The sequence below is a fragment of the Microbacterium sp. HMWF026 genome (genome assembly GCF_003061325.1).
GTDB lineage: Bacteria > Actinomycetota > Actinomycetes > Actinomycetales > Microbacteriaceae > Microbacterium > Microbacterium testaceum_E.
Genome location: NZ_QAJB01000309.1, coordinates 1 through 1,936, shown reverse-complemented (window position 1 = coordinate 1,936; position 1,936 = coordinate 1). Strand labels below are relative to the sequence as shown.

Genomic DNA, 1,936 nt, shown 5'->3' with positions numbered 1-1,936 from the left:
GTGCCGTGGCGACAGCTGCGCCGCCCCCACCCCCGCCGCTGTTATTGGCGGCGGTGCTGGCGACGGCTCTCGCTCCCTGCCCGGTAGCGGCCGCGGCGTTACCCGCGGTCGATGCCGTCGTTGCGGCACCCTTCGCCGCAAGAGCGCCACCCGCGGCGGCGCCAGCGCCCAGAGAGACGACCGCGGCGCCCGCGGCCACACCGCCCGCGGCGAGTCCGGCACCCGAGAACGCCGACGAGACACCGCCAGCGGCCACCGGGGCGATGAACTTGATGATGGCTGGCAGCGCCAGCCCCGCGATCAGCAGCGTCATCACGCCCACCGACACGTGATAGAGCGACGCGCCCAATTCATCCGTCGTCGTGAACGACGGCGGCGTGCGAATCAGGAGCAGCCCGAGAGCGTAGATCACAGCGGCAACCGGCTTGAACAGAATCAGCGCCAGAAGATACCCCTGAGTCTTCTTGAAAGCCTGGTTTCCCGCCTCCGTGGCGGATGCCGCGGCCAGAGCAGGCAGGAACGCGAACACCAACGTGACGAGCACGCCGCGCAGGATCATCAGGATGACGTTCATCAAACTGCCCAGCAGAGCCACAATGCCCAGGAGGACACCAGGGCCGACGCCGGCCGTCATGATCGCCTGTGTCGTGAGCAGCTGCGTGAGGTCGAGATCCTGGGTACCGGTGGCCCGCTCGATGATCCAGGGGGCAAAAGAGTCCCCGGCAAGGATCAGCGCCGTGGTGGCAGCGGCGTACACGCCGGTCACCACGATGAGGTTCACGATCATCTTCACCGCGGGAATGCCGTCTCGGAACGAGTTCGAGAAGATCATGCGGATGAGGGTCACGAGTAGGCCGACGATCGCGAGGACGATCGTGTAGAAGTGCAGGCCACTGGTGATCTGTCCGATTGCGTCGGACTGCACATCCGGGGAGGGGATGTTGATCCAGAAGCTCGTCAGCCACCCCAGGAACTGCACGGCGCCGTCCGCGAGAGAGCGGACGAACTCCTCAATACCGCCCTTGACGACGTTGCCGATGCCACAGCCAATATCCAGCGGCCCGCAGTCTTCCAAGCCTCCGTTATTCATTGGCCGACCACGGGGTGTAACGCGCCCCGGTGTACTCGGTCGGGGTGAAGCTCGAGGCGGCGTAGTCGACCAACCACGTCGTCTGTTGCTCATCCCACGCCATGCTGACGGTGAACGACGCTTCGGTGTCGTTCTGACCGAGGATGAGTTGGACCGTGACCCTTTCGGGCTGCACGGCGGTGAAGGTGAAGCCGCGGATCTGCGCCACCCGGCCAGCAATCTGGTCGCGGGTCTGCCCGCGCGTGTTGGCGATGTACTGCTCGCCGCCGCCGTTGTCGACGGCGTTCGCCGTCACGACTTCTCCGAAGTTCTCTCGAGCGATCCCGGCCACAGCATTTGCGGCGGCGAAGAGCGCGCCGGTCGGCGAGGGTGCGAAGCAGCCCCAGGGCCCGTCTGAGACGACGGGCCCGTATTCGGTGCTTGTGGGGTAGAAGAAGTACCGCTCCGATTCCCATTCGGCCGGGGGGCCCGCGGTGGGAATGTCCTGATCGGCGGTGTTCACGTCGCACGCGCCGCCGCTGGTGGGGGGCGCGCTCGTCGTGCTCGGCTGAGAGGCGCCCGACGTGTCAGACGGCTCGGCGCCGGGCTGCGCGGCGTCGTTCTGCCCCCCACGTCCCAGGACGAGGACGAGAACGATCGCTACCGCGACCGCGACGACGAACAGGGCCGAGACGATCCACCATCGGTTGAAGGGGTTGTTGTTGGCTGTGCCGTCGTTGCTCATGGCGAGTCCCCTCGAATCGTTAGATGAAGACCTGGATGATGACGCCGGCGGCTGAGGCCAGGACGCACACGATGATCGCGAGAACGATGCCCTTGAAGCTGTTCACTTCGCGACCCGTGAAC

General features: G+C 66.2%; 2 protein-coding genes. Both read right to left on the bottom strand.

Features of this window, described 5'->3' with window-relative positions; translation table 11 throughout:
* On the bottom strand, positions 1 to 1,090 hold a 1,090-nt coding region (locus DBR36_RS11975; RefSeq protein ID WP_146185340.1), incomplete at its 3' end, for a hypothetical protein.
* Positions 1,083 to 1,814, bottom strand: coding sequence for a hypothetical protein (locus DBR36_RS11970; protein WP_091366569.1), 732 nt, complete (start codon positions 1,812 to 1,814; stop codon positions 1,083 to 1,085). The genes DBR36_RS11970 and DBR36_RS11975, both read right to left, overlap by 8 nt.
* Between the last annotated feature and the right edge of the window lie 122 nt (positions 1,815 to 1,936).